This is a genomic window from Streptomyces sp. NPDC020192, assembly GCF_044388685.1.
In the GTDB taxonomy this organism is placed as follows: Bacteria; Actinomycetota; Actinomycetes; order Streptomycetales; family Streptomycetaceae; genus Streptomyces.
Window position 1 is genome coordinate 73,061 of the sequence record NZ_JBIRXG010000018.1, and the last position, 16,125, is coordinate 89,185.

Below are 16,125 nucleotides of genomic sequence, written 5' to 3' on the forward strand. Positions count from 1 at the left end.
GGCGGCAGCGGTGACCGCGCTCGCGTACGGGACTCAGTCCACCGGGTGGGCCGGACCCGCGGGGTGCGCGCCCGCGCCGCGCACCGGACGCAGTACCAGGTGGCCGTCCACGCGGGCGGCCGCCATGGCGAACGGGAAGGTGTCCGCCTCCAGGCACATCGCGACGTCCTCGGGGTGGACACCGGCCCAGCCACGCCGCACGCCGTCGGCCAGCCGGGCCGCGGCGTCGGAACGCCGGGCCCGGTCGAGATAGGGACCCGGATCGGCGTCGAGCGTGCGGACCCGGTCGGCTATGTACTCGGCGCAGGCGAGATCCTCCTCGGCCCGCCCGCCGTCCCCGGTGACGACGAAGGTCACCGTCCGCGGCCGGGCCCGCCGCAGCAGCTCGGCGGTCGCACCGGCCACCACGAAACTCGCGCACAGCAGCAGCCCGGCGTCCGCCACGGCCAGCGCCCCGGCCGTCCCGGCGGTGGTCTTCTGCACGACCGTACGGCCCCGCACGTCCAGCGCGCGCAGCCGGGCGGGCGAGTTGGCCAGGTCGAAGCCCGGCACCGGCGCTCCGTCCTGGAAGGCCAGCCAGCCGGGGTGACGGGCCTTCAGCTCCAGGGCCTCCTCCTGCGTACCGGCGAAGACGATCCGCTCGGCGCCGCGCCGGAACGCCCAGGCGGCCACGGTGAACGCGCGCATGACGTCGACGACCACGGCCACGTCCGGCGCGGTGGGCGTACCGGGGATACCGGTGAACTCGGGCTGCATCGCTCCATGATGCGCCACCCGGCGGCCGTTCAGGGCTCGGTCGGCGGCAGGGGCCGGGCGGCGCGCAGGCTGCGCAGCGCGAGCAGCAGGACGCCGATGTCGTCCAGGTAGACGGGGTCGGGCAGCAGATCGGCGGGGAGCAGCAGATACGCGACCGCGCCCCAGAAAACCCAGCGCGGGCCCGTCGGCAGCCCGGCCCGCCGCAGCGCGTTCCGGGCCCGCACCAGCCGTACCAGCAGACCGACCGCGACGGCGAGCAGCGCCGCCGCGACGACGGCGCTGAGCAGCAGCAGGGCCGTGGTGTCCATGTTTCCGGGGGCTACGACGTCCGGTCCGTGGTGTCGGCCGGGTCCGGGCCGGCGCCCTCGGCCGGCGTGCCCTGCGTGCCGCTCGGTGTGGCGTCCGCCGGACCCTGTGGGCCGGGTGCCTGCTGCCGCTGGCCCTTGGCCGGGAACCTCAGCCGTTCGAAGGTCCGGGTCAGCTGCTGGAGCGCGCCCGGTGTCCGGGGCACGGGCCGCTGCGGGGGCAGGGCGGGCGCGGGGACGTCGCGGTAGGCGGCCAGGGCGGCGAGGGCCTGCTCGGCGGCGTCCTTGTACAGGTCCCGGGACTTCGTCATCGCCTCCAGCGCCTCGGCGTACCGGGCGACCAGCTCTCGTTCGCGCTCCAGCTCCTCCCGGAGGGTCATCAGGGTCCAGTTCTCGCGCAGGTCGTTCAGCGCGTCCTCGGCCTCCCGCGGCAGGGGCCGGGCCCGGGCGGCGAAGTGCCGCAGCGCCGCGAGGAGTTCGGCCGGCTCGGAACCGTCCAGGAAGACGCTGCGCACCCGGTGCTCCCGGCCGTCGTAGTCCTTCGGCGCCGGGTCCGGCGGCAGCAGTACGGCGCCGCCGCGCGGCACCTCGACGCCGAGGTCCTTCAGCGCGTAGTTGACCGCGCGGAACTGGTGCGGGGCGGCGCGGTGCTCCACCACGCGGTGCCGCAGACCGGGCGGCAGCAGCCGGGACAGCGGCAGCCGGCCCGCCTCGTCCGGGGTCATCGCCTCGTGCACGACGAGGTTGACGCACCAGCCCTCGCGGGCCGCGTCGCGCAGCCGGCGGCGCATCTCCTTGTCGTCCTCGGGCAGCGCGTTGACCTGGCGCAGCCGCAGTCCGGTGACCGTGGCGTGGTGGTCCCAGGCGCCGTCGTCGCCCTCGCCGGTGCCGCTCTCGGGCCAGAACAGGGTCGCGGGCGAGGGCCAGGTCTCGTCCCAGGGGCGCTCCGCCTCCGCGACGAGCCGCCACTCGTGCCCCTGCGGCCGCCCCGCGCGCGGTACGAGGGTGAGCCGGGCCCGCACGGTCACCGAGCCGGCGGCCCGCCAGCGCGCCTCGAAGATCCGCTCGGTCGCGTCCTCGGGCACGGGCGGTTCGGCGAAGTCGTCGATGTCCCCGCTCTCCCGGCGCCGGCGCAGGGTGCGGCGCACGACCTCCTCGGGGGCGGGACCGGTGTGGCAGCCGCGGACCGCCCAGAGAGTCTGCGGGAAGGCGGCGCGGTCGGTGGCGGAGTTCGACATGAGCCAATCTGCTGATGGGAGTGGGTGAGCTTCCAGTATCGCCGCTCGGCCGGGAAGCGCGTCGTCCGGGGCCGGGGAGGTGGCGTGTCGCGCCGAGGACGCGCCCCGCGCACGGGGTGTGCGCGGTCCGCATGGGGCGCGGAGAGGACGCGTCGGGTGACCACCGTGCGCACATGGCCGGGCAACTCCCACGGCGCCCACAATGGTCCGGCGAACGGGGTCCGCCCATCCATCCGCTCAGGGGCGGACCCCGTTCTCACGACACGCGCGCGTGGACGCGCCTCACGCCTTCCCGAGCACGCGCGCGTGGCCGCCGTCAGCCACGATGCCTACGCCCTCGATATATATCTGCTCCCGATATATCCTGGCCGCATGACAGCGAAGAGCATGACCCGGGCGGCGTTCTTCGTCCTCACGGCGCTCGCCGACCAGCCGCGGCACGGCTACGGCATCCTGCGCGAGGTCGAGGAACTGTCCGACGGGGAGGTGCAGTTGCGGGTCGGCACCCTGTACGGCGTGCTGGACCGGCTCACCGCGGACGGTCTGATCGTGCTGGACCGGGAAGAGGTCCAGCAGGGCCGGCTGCGGCGCTACTACCGGCTGACCGACGACGGAGCGGCCGCCCTGGAGACGGAGGCCGAGCGGATGGCCGCCGGCGCCGGGGCCGCCAGGCGGCGCATCGCCGAGGGCCGCCGCGCCGGCACGCCCGCCCGGCCCGCCGCCGACGGCCCGGCCGGCCTCGAACCCCCCACCGCACCCGGACTCGCGGGAGGCCTCGCATGACCACACTGCTGGAAGCCCGCTACCGCGCGGTGCTGCGCCTGCTCCCCGCCTACTACCGGCGCGAACGGGAGGAGGAGATGGTCGAGACGTATCTGTGGGGCCTCGACCGCGACACCCAGGACCAGAGCCGGCCCACGTTCGGCGAGGTGGCGAGCATCGCCGCCCTCGCGGTGCGCAGCCGCCTCGGCGCCGCCGGAGCGCCCCGGCGCTACGCCGTGCTCGGCTCGGGCACCAGGCTCTTCGCCCTGTCCGCCGTGCTGCTCCTCGCGGCCTCCGCCGTCATCGAGCCGATCCTGCGGTTGACCTGGACCTTCACCCGGGGCGGCGCGGAACGGCGGCTGTTCCTGTCGGACTTCACCGACCACGGGACCGTCACCGGGACGGTCTCCGTCGCCCAGTGGATCCTTCCGCTGGGCTGGACGGTTGCCTACTTCGCCCTCCTGTCCGACCGCCGGCGCCTCGCCCGGATCGGCGCCCTGGTGGCGGCGCTGCCCAGCCTGTGGCCGCTGATCGGCTCGCTGACGGGCGCGACGATCGTCACGGAGCCGGCGTTCGTCGTCACGCTGATGCTGCTGGTCTGGCTTCCGGCGCTCGCGCTGTGCGCCGCCCACCACCGCGACGCGCCCCCGGCCCGGCTGCCCGCCGGCACCCCCGGTCTGGTCTTCATGACGGCCTGCGTGCTGACGGGAGCGTCCCTGGTGCTGCTGCCCGCCGCGACGGACCTGGTGTGGGCGCCCCCCAACTGCTTCGTCGTCGGCGCCCTCGGCTGGCTGGTGTGGAACGCCCGCCGCCGGGACCGGAGCGCGCCCGGCGGCGGCCTCGCCCTCGCCGGGCTCGGCCTGCTGCTCCTGTCCGTGCGCGTCGCCGCCCTCTACCCCTGGCTCGGAGTGCCCGTCCCCGCCGGGTACTGGAACGGCAGCCTCGGCCAGACGAGCGCCCTCGCCCTGCTGACCGTGGCGCTGGCGGTGGCCGGCCGCTGGGAACTCGCGACCCGCTGACCCGGGCCATGTCGCCCAGGGCCGAGGCGAGTTGTCCACAGACCCGGACGGAGTGTCAGACCCGCGTGTCAAGATCGGTCGCATGCACAAGCACGCCCTGCTGCCCGCGGAACCCCACCGTTCGACGACGTACGTCCTCTGGGCCGCCGCCAACGACCCGGCGGAGCACGGCGCCGCGCTCGCGCTCCTCGACGAGGTGCGCACGGCCGTGTCGCGCGCCTACCCGAAGATGGGCCGCTGCCTCGACCAACTGAGGCGTCGCGCACGCTCGTTGCCGCCCGCCCATCTGCCCTGGTTCTGGGACACCGTGGCGCACCGCCTGCTGGGCTGTCCCGGCGGCACGGCCGCCAAGGCCTACACCCTGGCCCGCAAGGCCGAGCAGGAACACGCGCTGGACGTCGACCCCGACTGGCGGCGGGCGAACGCACTGCTCTGCGCGGCCCGCGGAGAGCTGCCCGTCACGGAGCTGAGCCGGCACCAGCGCTGGCTGGCCGGGCAGCTGCCACCCGCCGAGGCGCACGAGGAGTACGTCCGCGTGCTCACCGCGTGGGCCGCCTCGCCCGGCGAGCTCCCGGCCGACCTGGCCCGCCGCGTCCGGGCGTCCGCGCGCGCCGCCGGGCTCGGCACCGCCGAGGACGCCCGTGTCCTGGGCCGTCTCCTCGGCGGTGCGCGCGGCAAGGCGATCCCGGACGCCCTGCTGGAGGCAGCCACCGCGCCGCTCGCCGAACACCCCCAGGACGGCGACGTACGGGCCGCCCTGCTCGACTTGTTCCCCGAGAGCAGGAACGACGCGGCGGCCTGGCTGCGCCTGCTGCTGCGCGCCGGCATCATCGACGCCGCGGCCGCCGGACACCTCACCCCGGACGGCGGCCCGGCCGGCTGGCTCGGCCGGTACACACGCGCCTACCGGCACCGCAGGGTGCCCTACGGCGGAGTGGTGGACCAGCCCATGCCGGCCGAACTCTTCGAGATCGTCGCCCGGTTCGCGCCCCGCCTCCGGGCCGCGGGCACCCCGGTGCGCCTCCACGAGGACCAGTACCGCTGGCCGGCCCTCGACGCCGACCTCCTGGACGCCTGCCTCGCCGAGGGCATCGCCGTCGAGGACCCCGGAGACACGGTGGGACTGACCTTCTGGGACGACCGGTCCCGCCGCGACCTCAAGGCGCTGGCCGCCGACCCGGTGTTCGGCCGGCGCCTGGAGGGCACCGTGCACGCGGGGCTGCGCGGCGCCGGTACGGCGATCACCCGCCTGCCGGAGAACGCCGGTATCGCCGGCGAGGTGCACACCCGCGTCGAGGCCCTGCTCGGCGCCCTGCGCGGCGGCGGCCTCGCCGCGGCCGACGAGGCGGTGACCGAACTGGGCACCCTCCTCGACCGGCCCACGGCCACCGCCCTGGACGGCATCGAGGAGGCGCTGGCCGCCCTCGACCTCACCGGCCCGCTCGCCCGCGCCCTGCACGCCGGGCTCCCCGAGGAGCTGGGCTGGCCCGCGCTGGAGGCCGCCCTCGCCGGCTTCGACCCGGCCGACACCCTCCACGTGACCTGCACCTGGCCGGTCCTGACCGTCTTCGGCGCCGACCGCGCGGTGGCCGTCGACCACGCGGGCACACGCGCGTCATGCACCTTCCGGGTGCCCGACGAGGCGACCGCGCACGCCGTCCACCACGTCGGCGGGCACTTCCTGGTCAGCTGGCGGACCGACGCCCGCCACTCCGGCTCCGACCGGGCCTTCTGGACCGACCGGCCGGACGAGGTGTTCACCCCGGAGGACACCTTCGGCCTGCGGCCGTACGGCGGACACATCCAGGGCGGCTTCGGCTACCAGTTCGAGACCCCGGACCGCGGCGGGCGGTTCGACGGCGAGCGGGTGCTGCGGCCCGGCGGCCGGGAGGGCATCGGCGGCCATGACCTCCAGATGAGCGACGGCCACCGGTTCTGGAGCGCCCGGGTGTTCCACACGCGCGCGGGGTGGATGCCGTACGACCCGGACACGGGGGACCGGGCCGGCGATCTCGGTCTGCCGGACTTCCACCGCGACCCTGAACTCCCGCCCGGCAGGGAGGTGTTCGAGAGCGGCCAGTTCCTCGCCGTCCTGCCCGAGGACGCCCCGGCCTCCCCGCTCGGGCAGGACGGACGGCTCGTCGGCTGCCGTGTCCTCAACCGCACGCCCCACCCCGGCCCGTCCCCGAGGGACTTCCTGCTGGAGTCGGCCGACGGTCGTACCGCGCGCTATCGCAGCCGCCGCTTCGGCCGCCACCCGTGGGGCATCATCGGGCTGCCCGAGGGTGGTGAGCAGGCCGTCCTCGTCGGGGAGACGACGGTGCGCTGCCACGCGGCGGACGACAACTCGCTGCTGTGGCAGGTCCACGGCTTCGTCCCGCCCGCCGGCCGCGACCGGGACCGCTCGCCCACCCTCGGCGAGGACGCCGGCCTGGTGCCGCCGCCCGCCTTCTGGCACTTCCTCACCCCACGCGACGAGCGTTCCTCCAAGGCGCTGCGCAGCGTGGACGACACCATCGTGCGCGCCCTCCTGGAGGCCGCCCTGGAGAGCCCGGACGCCGAGCACCTGCGCGCCGCCGCCGTACGACTGCTGCCGGAGGTGGGGGACGCCCGGGTGCGTGCCGGCGTGGCGCGCGCCGCCCTGCTCGCGGCCGGTGTGCTGCGCCGCCGCGAGGAGCTGTCCCGCCGGGTCGGTGTCATGCGGTCCGGCCCCGTCGTGACCCTGCCCGCCGCCGTCCCCGACACCACCCTCGCCCCGGCCCTGTCCGGGCTCCTGCCCGACCTGCGCGGTTACGAGGCGTACACGCCCGAGCGGCACCCCGGCATCCTCACGGCGGTCGCCGCCGACGGCCGCTTCCTGCGCGGCGAGATCGACGACGAGACCCGCGCCCTCGCCCCGCCCGCGCGGCCCGCGGAGTGGCAGGCGCTGCTGGGCGACATCGACGCCGTCGCCTGGCGGGCCGCCGTCGAGACCACCCCCGACGACGAACGCGCGGCCCTGAAGGCCCTGTTGCTGACCTGGAGCGGCCAGCCGTTCGCCAGGCCCGGCGGCACCTGGCGCACCGGCCGGGCACCGCTGGACGCCCTGGCCGCCGCACCGGGCGCGGCGACCGGCGCCGAACGCGGCGGCCTCGCCCGCTTCCTGCAGCCCGCCGGCGACCCCGCCCCCGAGCACACCGAGGAGGAGCGGACCGTCACCGTCACCGCCGACGACGGCGCACGCCTCACCCGCCTGCTGGAGCTGACCGACCGAAGCGGCCCGCTCCCGCTGACCCCCGAGGCACTGACCGTCTTCTGCCGTCGCACCGGAGTACGCCGTTCCGTCGCCGCCCTCGTCCTCGGCGGCCTCCCGCGCCGCGCACGGTACGACGAGCACACCAAGATGCTGCGCTCCGCGCCCTACAAGGCGAACAAGACCACGGCCGCGGAGTACGACAGTTTCTGCCACCGGCTCGGTGAGCGCGGCCGCCGCGCGGTGCTCGCCGCCGGTGTGCCCGAGGACCCGGCCGACCTGTGGACGCCGCAGGGACTGAAGGGGGCGGCGACCCGCATGGCCGAGGTCTGGGCCGAACTGCTGGGCGCGCAGCCGTACGTCGACGAGGAGCTGGCCGAGGCACTGGAGACGGACCTCGGCCTGCCCGCGGACTGGGCCCGCACCCTGCCCGCCGGACGACCGCCCGTCGAGGAGACCGGGTGCGTGCTGGTGGGCACCCGCAGCGGCAGGCTCGACGTGCGCCCGGTGCTGTCCGACGGCTCGCTCGGGGAGCAGCCGTGGGGTGACCGGGTGCCGTACGTCCAGGCGCAGTCCGTGATCGCCTGGGCGCTGACCGAGCGGCCGGTCGGCGATCCGGCGGCCGACGGGGCGCTCCGGCTCCACGCCGGGCTGCGGGCGTGGTTCGCCGACCCCGGCACGCTCATCGAACTGACCGGGAAGCCCGCGGTGGCCCAGGTGGCCGCGGCCGACCCGGCGTTCCGGCCCTACGACGGCACGGTGCTGCCCTGTCCGGAGCCGCTCCACGCGGGCGTGACCGAGGTGGCGGCGGTGGTGGACGACGGGGTGTTCGTGGTGGGCCTCCCGACCGGCGACATCTTCCTGCGCCCGGCCGCGCTCGCCGACCCGGAACGCGTGGCGCGGGCCCTGGAGGTTGCCGACCGCACGGGCGTGCCCTGGCTCCGCCCGGGCGTCGAGGAGTTCCGGGCGGTCCTCGACGGGCTGGCCAGGATGGCTGACCGCGCTGCCGCGACTCCGGTCCCGGTCGGCGGCTACGAGGCGAATCCCCTGCTCAGCGCGCCCGACCTGGTCGACGCCACCGCAGGCCGGCTCGGCGTCGGCACGGACGCGGCCGCGCTCCACCTCCAACTGCGCGCGCTCGCCCGGCCCACGGACCGCGCCGTCCGCCGCTGGAACGGCTGGACGGCCACCCGGCACAAGGCGGCGCAGGCGGAACTGCTGGCCGTGGGCGCGGTCGAGACCGCCCGCCGGGCTCGCGCCGGCCGCAGCGTCTTCATACGCGACACGTGGGAGTCCCTGAAGGTACCCCATCTCCCGCTGGAGAGAGGCAAGTTGGCCACGCACCTGGCCTCACCGACGGGGCTGGGCGGCGTGCACGGACCGTTCGTGCGGTTGCTGCCACCGGTGCCGCTGCACGAGCTGTTCGCACGGGCGGCGGAGAGCTGACCGACGGCGTGGGGCCGAACGGAGCGAGGGGGCCGGCGCGGTGGCGCCGGCCCCCTCGGAGCCTCACACGATCCGGAATCCGGGACTTACGCCCCGCTCTCCCGCAGCATGTCCTCACGCTCGACGAGCTTCACGCGCTCACGGCCCTGCGGCTCGCCCAGCGCACGCTCGGCGGCGTCCAGCTTGTACCAGCCCTCCCAGGTGGTGAAGCGGACCTCGCGCTCGGCGAGGAAGGCGTCGACGGCCTCCGGCTCGGGCGAAGCCGGGGTGTGCAGGCGGCCGCCCGCGTGGTCGTCCAGCAGGTTGGCGACGGTCTCGTTGGCGTCGCCCTTGGTGTGACCGATCAGACCGACCGGGCCGCGCCGGATCCAGCCGGTGACGTAGGTGGACTGCAGAGGGGCGCCGCCCTCCTCGATGACCCGGCCGCCCGCGTCCGGGACGGTGCCCGAGTCGATGTCCCAGGGGAGCTTGGGGAGCTTCTCGGAGAGATAGCCGACCGCGCGGTAGACGGCCGTGACGTCCCAGTCCTTGAACTCGCCGGTGCCCTTGACGTTGCCGGTGCCGTCGAGCGCGGTGCGCTCGGTGCGCAGGCCCACGACCTTGCCGTCCTCGCCGAGGATCTCCGTGGGGGACTCGAAGAAGTGCAGGAACAGCTTGTGCGGACGGTTGCCGACGTCGCGGATCGCCCAGTTCTCCAGCGTCTTGGCGACCATGTCGGCCTGCTTGTTGCCGCGCCGGGTCTCGATCGAGCCCTCGTCGTAGTCGATGTCCTCGGGGTCGACGATGACCTCGATGTTCGGGGAGTGGTCCAGCTCGCGCAGCTCCATCGGGCTGAACTTCGCCTGGGCCGGGCCCCGGCGGCCGAAGACGTGGATCTCCACGGCCTTGTTCGCCTTCAGGCCGTCGTAGACGTTCGGCGGGATCTCGGTCGGCAGCAGCTCGTCCGCGGTCTTGGCGAGGACGCGGGCCACGTCGAGGGCGACGTTGCCGACGCCGAGCACGGCGACCTTCTCAGCTTCGAGCGGCCAGGTGCGCGGCACGTCCGGGTGGCCGTCGTACCAGGAGACGAAGTCGGCGGCGCCGTAGGAGCCGTCCAGGTCGATGCCGGGGATCGGCAGCTCGCGGTCGGCCGTCGCGCCGGTGGAGAAGATCACCGCGTCGTAGAAGTCGCGCAGGTCGTCCAGGCTGATGTCGGTCGGGTAGTCGACGTTGCCGAACAGGCGGATCTGCGGCTTGTCGAGCACCTGGTGCAGGGCGGTGATGATGCCCTTGATGCGCGGGTGGTCGGGGGCGACGCCGTACCGGATCAGGCCGAACGGGGCGGGCATCCGCTCGAAGAGGTCGATGGACACGCCGGGGTCGGCGGCCACCTCGGACTTGAGCAGGGCGTCGGCGGCGTAGATCCCGGCGGGGCCGGCTCCGACGATGGCTACCCGCAGGGGGCGCGGCATGATCAGGTTCCCTTCGAACGTGGGCAGGCGGCTCGAATGGGATGAAGCCTAAACTAAGGCAGACCTAAGTCTGTACGGGGGTCCGGTCTATGACCCCATAAGGTGATCTTATGGCTTGTTCAGGGGTTCCTTATGGCGTGGCCGCGCGGGATCCTCTCGGGGTGCGACGGTGGCCGGCGGCGAGGGGTGAGGAAGCGTGAGCGGACCCGCGGGGACGGCCGTGGCGGGGACGACTGTCGCGGTGACCGGCGGCAGCGGCTTCGTCGGCAGCCACCTGGTACGGCGCCTGCTGGAGCGCGGCTACCGGGTGCGCGCGACGGTACGCAACGCCGCCGACGCCCGCAAGGTCCGCCCGCTGTGGGGGCTGCAGGAGGCGTTCCCCGGCCAACTCACCCTCTTCGAGGCCGACTTGCTGAGAGAGGGGTCTTTCGACGAGGCCTTCCGCGGTTGTGCGACCGTCTTCCACGTGGCCTCGCCGTTCCTGATGCCGGAGCGCATCCGGGACGGCCGACGGGACGTCGTGGACCCGGCGCTGCTCGGCACCCGTCACGTGCTGGCGGCCGTCGAGCGGACCACGGACGTCCGCACCCTGGTCTTCACGTCGACCGTGGGCGCGATCTTCGGCGACTACGCCGACGTGCTCGCGATGGACGGCCAGGTACTGTCGGAACGCTGCTTCAACACCACCAGCACGGTCGCGAACAACCCCTACCACTACGCCAAGACCCTTGCGGAACGCGCCGCTTGGGAGGCGGAGGCCGCACAGGACCGCTGGCGCATGGTGTCGGTCAACCCCGGCCTGATCCTGGGCCCTTCGTTCACCCCCGCCTCCGACTCCGGCAGCCTCTTCCTGCTCGACGAGCTCTTCCAGGGCTACTTCTGCTACGGCGCACCGGACTTCAGCTTCACCACGGTGGACGTGCGGGATGTGGCCGACGCACACATCGCGGCGGCGGAGAACCCGGCGGCCAAGGGCCGTTACATCGTGGCCGCCGAGATGATGGCGTCGTTCCACGAGATGTCCCGCATCATCCGCGCCCACCACCCCCACGACCTGCGGCTGCCGCGCACCAGGCTCCCGCACTGGCCGGTGCGTGTCCTGGGCCCCGCCTTCGGCCTCACCCAGGACTACATTCACAGGCATCTCGGCATCCGCTTCCGCGTCGACAACAGCCGTAGCGTCCGCGAACTGGGCCTCACCTACCGGCCGTTGGAAGAGACCCTGCTCGACCACTACGACAGCCGGCGCGCACACCGGCGCCGCGGCTGACCCGCGGCACAGGTTCGCGGGCCGGTCACGTCAGGCGGGCCGCACGATCCGGTGGATCGCCGACTCCCCGGCACCGAAGATCGACTCCTCACGAATGACCGACCCCGGGCCCGGCGCGTGCACCATCATGCCGCCGCCGACATGCAGCCCCACGTGTCGGTCGTCGTCGAAGAAGAGGACGAGATCACCGGGCTCGATACCGGCGAGTGTCACCGGGGCACCGGCGAGCGCCTGCTCGTGCGCGGCACGCGGCACGGTGACCCCGGCGGCCCGCCAGGCAGCCTGCGTCAGGCTGGAGCAGTCGTACGAGTCCGGCCCGGTCGCACCCCACACACAGGGCTTCCCGATCTGCGCCCGAGCGAACGCGATGGCCCTGTCGGCCCGCGAGGCCCGGGACGACTCGGGAGCGGGGGAGGGGCTGGGCGGCGGCGCCGTCTGCGTGGCGAAGGCGCCGGTGAGGGGATCGGTGGCGGGGGTCGAGACGCCGAGGGGCGGGAGGGTGCCTGCGCCTACGGGGGAAGCGGCGCCGACGGGCTGGAAGGAGCCCGTGTCGACGGGGGAGACGGGGTTCAGAGGTGGGAAGGAGCCCGTGTCGACGGGGAAAGCGGCGCCCGCGGGTTGGAACGAGCCCGCGGCGGTGGGCGAAGCGCCGCTGAGGTACGGGCCGGTGCCGGTGTCGGTGGCGGGCGCGGGCACCGCTGGGGATGGGTACGAGGTGGTGTCGGTGGCGGGCGTGACCGGGTACGGGACCGAGCCGGTGCCGGTGATGGCCGGCGCGGGGATCATGGGGGGCGGGAAGGAGCCAGTGGTGGTGGCCGGGGCGGCGTCGGGCCAGACGGCCTCGGGCGGTGTCGGTGCCGATCCGCCGGGCGCCGTCCACTGCGGCTGCTGCCACTGCCCGGTTGTCTGCCCCAGCTGGGCCGCAGTCGCCTGTGCCACCTGGGTCACATCGGGCTGCACCGACGCGACCATGGGCGGCGCGGCCGTAACCGGCGTGGGCTGTACGGCCGTTGCCGGTGCCGCACGTCGGGCGGCGTACCGGGTGAGCAGGTCGCTCGCGGCGGCGAGCTTGCGCTGGTTGCCGGCCTTCGACGTGGCGGGGGCGGGGCGGCCGGGTACGGCGGCGCCGGGCAGGGACCTGGGTTCCCGGACCGGCGTGCCCTGGGTGCCGAGCGGTTCGACGACGGGCAGGACGGCGGTCTCGACGGGACCTGGGCCGACCGGTGTGCCCGGCACACCAGGGGCCATCAGGGCCGTAGCCCCCTCACCGCGGGGTGTCATCAGGGCGGCAACTCCCTGTGCGCCAGGGACCATGACGGCGGCGGTCTCCTGCGCACCGGGCGTCATCACGGGGGTCGCCCATGGCGCGCCAGGAGTCTCCAAGGCGGCCGCTCCCAGCGCGCCAGGTGTCATCAGGGCGGCATATCCCTGTGCGTCGGCGGTCGCCAAGGCCGCAGCCCCCGGCGAAGCGGGTGCCATCAGGGCCGTGGCGTCCTGCGTACCCGGCGTCACGAAGGATGCGGCTCCCTGCGCACCGGGCGTCATCACGGCCGCGGCCCCCTGTGCGGCAGGACTCATCGAGGTCGCCCCTGCCTGAGCGCCAGCGGTCTCCTGCGCACCGGGCGTCATCACAGCGGTCGCCCACTGCGCGCCAGGAGCCATCGAGGTGGCCACCTCCTGTGCACCAGGCGCCACCAACGATGCCACTTCCTGTGCGCCAGGGGGCATGACGTCGGCGGCCCCCAGTGCGCCGGGTGTCATCAGAGCGGCCGCTTCCTGCGCCATCGAGGTCCCCGCCCCTCGCGCGCCAGGCGTCATCAGAGTCGCCGTCACCTCCGCGCCAGGGGGCAGTGAAATCCCCGCCCCCTGCGTCCCGAGGCCCGGCACGGCGAATGCACCCGTGCCGGACGTCGTCGGCTCCGGTGTGCTCAGAGCGCCGAGCGGTCCCGTCCCGTCACCGCGCCACGCCACATCCGTTGCCGCATCCGGCAGTTCGGCTCGCCGAGGGGCCGGCAGGGCCATGCGTCCGCTGTCCAGCTCGGCTCGGGGGCGACTCGCCGGATCCAGCGCCGGGCCGGCGGCCGTCAGTTCGGCGATCGCGCGGTCGGCGCCCCGTTCCAGCGCCTGGGGCTGTCGCGCGGACGGGCCCGTGCCCAAGGCGTCCCGTTCGCCGCGCCCCAGCCGGTCCCGGGAGGGCGCCGGAGCCGGCAGGCGGTCGGCGGGGAGTGCGGCGGGGACGGACGGGCCGAGCTTCGAGCGGGCCTGGTTCATCCACTGCCGCGCCATCGCGTCGAGAGCGGGATCCGGCTCCTGCCTCCTGCCCGACCGCTTGGCGAGCGGTACGCCCCGTGAGCGCGTCACCGCCGCCATGGCCCGGGTCGCGTTGAAGTTCCCGGTCTCGTTCTCGGCTCGGTCATAAAGGGATTCGATCCGCTGCCTGACCTCGTCGCGGCTCTCCGGCGCCATGGAAGACGTGCTCCTTCCTTGCCCAGCAGGGCAGTTGGGCCGTTGCGTCCGGCTGAGCCGGGCGGCCTCGCGTCAACCTAGCCAAGGTGTGTACCTCGTGTGAAGGTCGGAGCGTGGAATGTCCGATACGTAATTGTGATGTTCGTGATGACGTTCGAGAGGGAAGGGGCGAGGACCGTGTTTTCCTGTGAGATTCAGGTGAATTCGCGATCCTGTTGAACACGACGCCTCCGTTCTCCGTATGGAGCGGGGGAGCTCTATGCCCAGATCCACGCACACACAGGGGACCACCTTGGCACGCACCGGCCGCAGACGTCCGACCCGCGCACGACGCACGACCTTCGCGGCGGTCGCCCTGATGCTGGGCGGCGCCGGACTCGTCGCGGCGAGCGTCTACGCCTCGGCGACCGAGGGCCGGGGCGACGCGCCCGGCACGGACGCCACCGGCCACGTCCTGTCGGCCGGCACCGCGACGATCGACTGCCCCGACATCGGCAGCCGCCTGACCGCCGTACCGGACGCGGCCCGTTCGGATGTGAACCGTGAACTCGCCCTGCTGGACCGGGAGACGGCGGCCGCGTACCGGCGGCTTCAGCAGTCCGGACCGGCCGCGAGCCAGGATTCCGGCTCCGTCACCGCCACGATCATGAACCCCCTGAAGGAGCAACGCGCGGCCGTCATCGGCCGGATCACCGACGCCCTCGGCCGGGCGGGGGACCACCCGCGGGGCCTGGACGCGCTCGCGGCCTGCGCCCTCCGCCCCGGCGCCGACCCCACCCCGAGCGCCACGGACCGGCAGAGCGTCACCAGCCCGAGCCCTGGCCAGGGCCGGAGCGCGAACGGCGCCGGTCAGGCCGGCAACGGACCCGTCGTCTCCGACTACGCGGACATCACCTCCGTGGAGCCCGACCTGCCGAACCCGCCCCAGCAGGCGGACGCCTCGCGCGGCACGTTCACCTCCGACTGCGGTGTCAACGCGGGCGGCCTGTTCAACTCCGACAACGTCATCGTCGCGCCCGGCGTCTCCAACGGCGCCCACCACGTCCACGACTACGTGGGTAACCAGGGCAACAACGCCTTCGCGAGCGACGACGACCTGGCGAAGGCGGGCACGAGCTGTGTGGACCAGGGCGACAAGTCCTCGTACTACTGGCCCGTGCTGCGCCTGCAGAACGGCACGCAGGAGCACGACGCCGGATCCCCGGGCGGCGGCACGGAGGGCAACGCGGGCCGGATCGTCACGCCCAGGCAGGTCACGCTGACCTTCGTGGGCAACCCGCGCGGCAAGGTCACTGCCATGCCCCGCTTCCTGCGCATCATCACCGGCGACGCCAAGGCCTTCGTCAACGGCCCTGGCAACGCCAACGCGTCCTGGAGCTGCACCGGGTACGAGGACCGGCAGCTGACGGACAAGTACCCGCTGTGCCCGCCGGGCAGCGACGTCGTGCGCACCTTCCGGTTCCAGAGCTGCTGGGACGGCCGCAACATCGACAGCGCCGACCACCGGACCCACGTGGCCTTCACCGCCCCCGACGGCTCCTGCCCGGCGGGCTTCCGTGCGATCCCGCAGCTGGTTCAGCGCATCGTCTATGACGTCCCCGCGCCGAGCCTCCAGGACGGGGGCCGTACCGTCCCGCTGTTCGCGGTCGACTCCTTCCCCGAGCAGCTCCACAAGCCCGTCACCGACCACGGCGACTTCATCGACGTCTTCGACGAGGGCCTGATGCGCGAGATGGTCGACTGCATCAACTCCGGTCGCGTGTGCGGCCCGAGCGGCGTCGGCTCCGGTACGGCCGCTGCGCCGTCGGCGGCTTCCGGCTCCGGTACGACGACGCTCGCGCCAACGCCAACGCCAACTCCAGGCACTGGTACGACAGTTGCCGCGAGCGAGCTGCCCCGGGCCGGCGCGACGATCCCACCGGGCGACTCCGTGCCCTCGGTCTCCCCCTACACCCTTGCTCAGCCTCGACTCAGGGAATCCCGAGGCGGATTGGCGCCAACCGGCCTCCACCTGTGGCCCGCCGCCCTCGGCACCCTGCTCGCCCTGTCCGGCCTGATCATGTACCTCCGCGCCCGGCGCCTGCCCTACTGACCACCCTCACCACGCCCGAAAGCTCGCCCACGGTCCAAGCCCCACTCCACGGAAGGGGCTTGAGGGAGCGCTCCCACACCACCCAGGA

The 16,125-nt window shown here is 74.3% G+C and carries 10 protein-coding genes; 5 read left to right on the forward strand and 5 right to left on the reverse strand.

Translation table 11 applies throughout. The features are described 5' to 3' along the window. Positions 1–33: 33 nt before the first annotated feature. Genes ACH47Z_RS30545 through ACH47Z_RS30555 form a run of 3 tightly spaced genes read right to left on the reverse strand, consistent with a single transcriptional unit; the run spans position 34 to position 2,299 of the window. Positions 34–756, reverse strand: coding sequence for a 2-phosphosulfolactate phosphatase (locus ACH47Z_RS30545; protein WP_399079357.1), 723 nt, complete (start codon positions 754–756; stop codon positions 34–36). 29 nt (positions 757–785) lie between these two features. After that, a complete protein-coding gene (locus ACH47Z_RS30550) occupies positions 786–1,064 on the reverse strand; it encodes a DUF1232 domain-containing protein (protein WP_399079359.1) in 279 nt (92 codons plus the stop codon). A gap of 11 nt (positions 1,065–1,075) precedes the next feature. Next, entirely contained in the window at positions 1,076–2,299 is a 1,224-nt protein-coding gene (locus ACH47Z_RS30555; RefSeq protein WP_399079361.1) for a hypothetical protein, read from the reverse strand. A 387-nt stretch (positions 2,300–2,686) separates the two neighbouring features. Here ACH47Z_RS30555 and ACH47Z_RS30560 point away from each other — a divergent pair, with 387 nt between their 5' ends. The 3 genes from ACH47Z_RS30560 (at position 2,687) to ACH47Z_RS30570 (ending at position 8,758) form a co-directional block, all read left to right on the forward strand. Further along, the gene (locus tag ACH47Z_RS30560; RefSeq protein WP_399079563.1) at positions 2,687–3,082 is read left to right on the forward strand and encodes a PadR family transcriptional regulator; all 396 of its coding nucleotides are present in this window, start codon (positions 2,687–2,689) and stop codon (positions 3,080–3,082) included. Then, on the forward strand, positions 3,079–4,080 hold the full coding sequence (locus ACH47Z_RS30565) for a hypothetical protein (protein ID WP_399079363.1): 1,002 nt from the start codon (positions 3,079–3,081) through the stop codon (positions 4,078–4,080). The genes ACH47Z_RS30560 and ACH47Z_RS30565 overlap by 4 nt, the downstream gene beginning before the upstream one ends. A gap of 82 nt (positions 4,081–4,162) precedes the next feature. Continuing rightward, entirely contained in the window at positions 4,163–8,758 is a 4,596-nt protein-coding gene (locus ACH47Z_RS30570) for a hypothetical protein (protein WP_399079366.1), read from the forward strand. Between the two features lie 86 nt (positions 8,759–8,844). Here ACH47Z_RS30570 and ACH47Z_RS30575 read toward each other — a convergent pair whose 3' ends face one another. After that, entirely contained in the window at positions 8,845–10,209 is a 1,365-nt protein-coding gene (locus ACH47Z_RS30575) for an FAD-dependent oxidoreductase (protein ID WP_399079368.1), read from the reverse strand. Positions 10,210–10,405: 196 nt separating this feature from the next. On the opposite strand from ACH47Z_RS30575, the gene ACH47Z_RS30580 reads away from it, so the two are divergent. Continuing rightward, the gene (locus tag ACH47Z_RS30580; protein ID WP_399079370.1) at positions 10,406–11,479 is read left to right on the forward strand and encodes an NAD-dependent epimerase/dehydratase family protein; all 1,074 of its coding nucleotides are present in this window, start codon (positions 10,406–10,408) and stop codon (positions 11,477–11,479) included. A gap of 30 nt (positions 11,480–11,509) precedes the next feature. On the opposite strand, the gene ACH47Z_RS30585 is transcribed toward ACH47Z_RS30580, so the two are convergent. Continuing rightward, on the reverse strand, positions 11,510–13,945 hold the full coding sequence (locus ACH47Z_RS30585) for an NlpC/P60 family protein (RefSeq protein WP_399079372.1): 2,436 nt from the start codon (positions 13,943–13,945) through the stop codon (positions 11,510–11,512). A 358-nt stretch (positions 13,946–14,303) separates the two neighbouring features. Between ACH47Z_RS30585 and ACH47Z_RS30590 the strand changes: the two genes are divergently transcribed. Next, complete coding sequence (locus ACH47Z_RS30590) at positions 14,304–16,037, forward strand: DUF1996 domain-containing protein (RefSeq protein ID WP_399079565.1); 1,734 nt, start codon at positions 14,304–14,306, stop codon at positions 16,035–16,037. The last annotated feature ends 88 nt before the right edge of the window (positions 16,038–16,125 follow it).